Genomic DNA, 1,220 nt, shown 5'->3' on the forward strand with positions numbered 1-1,220 from the left:
CTGTGCGAGCTTTTTGTTCTTGTCGAAAGCATGGCTGTAAATGTCCAATGTGGTGCTGGGCTGTGCGTGCCCCAGCAGGCCCGCCACAGTGCGTACATCCACACCCTGAGCAATGAGCATGCTGGCGTTAGTGTGCCGCAGGCTGTGCACGTTCAAATTGTCCGGCAAATTGCCCTCCCGCAGAATCTTTTTGAACCGGAATGTGAATGTACTCGGCACCATCGGATCCCCGCCGGGCTGCCGGAACAGATAGTCCTCTTCCTCCAGCCCCCCTTCACCACGCTGTTCTTTCTCCCACACACTTTCTTTTTGCCAGACACGAAGCAGTTTGCAGAGTTCTTTCGACAGATATACCACCCGTACCCCCGCACGGGTCTTCGGTTCTTTCACCAGGATCGGCTGGCCGCTCAGCTTTACTACATTGCGCCGGATATGCAGCGCCCGCTGGTGCCAGTCGATGTCCGACCACCGCAGGCCGCAGGCCTCGCCCCTCCGCATGCCCGTGGCGAGGATCAGCTTGAAATAGACCTCGTATTTCAGGCTCTGGCCTTCCAGCGCTGTGATAAGCCTTTGCACCGTTTCCTCATCCGCCACCGGCCGCTCCTGCGGCGCGCCTTTCTTCCTGTATGCCCGCCATGCAGGATTGTGCGTGATATACCCTGCCTCCACTGCATCGGACAGGATCCCGCAAAGACAAGAATGGATGCCCTCCACTGTTTTTTCAGCCAGCAGTCCGCCTGTCTTCCAGTTCTGTTCCGAGCGCATCGCATCGTAGAAAGCCCGTAAAATATCCTTGTTCAGCTCTGCCAGCTTGTAATGCCCCAGCGCTGGCAGGATTCGCCGGATATCCTGCTTATCCCGCACCAGTGTGCTGGCCGCCAGTTTCTTTGGCGCCACCTGCTCCAGCCAGACGTCGATGTATTTTGCCAGCGTGATGCTCCGATCCACAGACTCACCGGGAGTGTGCTTCACCTCCCGTTCGTAAAGGACCGCCTGTTCATTGAGCCATTTCTCCGTCTGTTTTGCCGTCAGCCCCTTCGGCGGATGCACTGTCTTTTGCGCCGGCTTCAGCCGGTTGCCCTGGTAATCGTATCCCCGGGATACCACCAGCAGATAACTGTTTTCCCCGCGCTTGTGGATGCTTGCCATATTGACCACTCCTTTTGGGTTTCTGACACAAAGCATACCGTCAGCTGTGCTCAATAGCCAGCTCCAAACCC

General features: G+C 57.1%; 1 protein-coding gene. It reads right to left on the minus strand.

Features of this window, described 5'->3' with window-relative positions; all coding sequences use genetic code 11:
• Nucleotides 1–1,149, minus strand: a 1,149-nt coding sequence (locus tag GT748_RS15045) for a tyrosine-type recombinase/integrase (protein ID WP_161222417.1), incomplete at its 3' end; no start/stop codon positions are given.
• Nucleotides 1,150–1,220 lie beyond the last annotated feature (71 nt).

The organism is Bittarella massiliensis (ex Durand et al. 2017), from assembly GCF_009876955.1.
Classification (GTDB): Bacteria; Bacillota; Clostridia; order Oscillospirales; family Ruminococcaceae; genus Bittarella; species Bittarella massiliensis.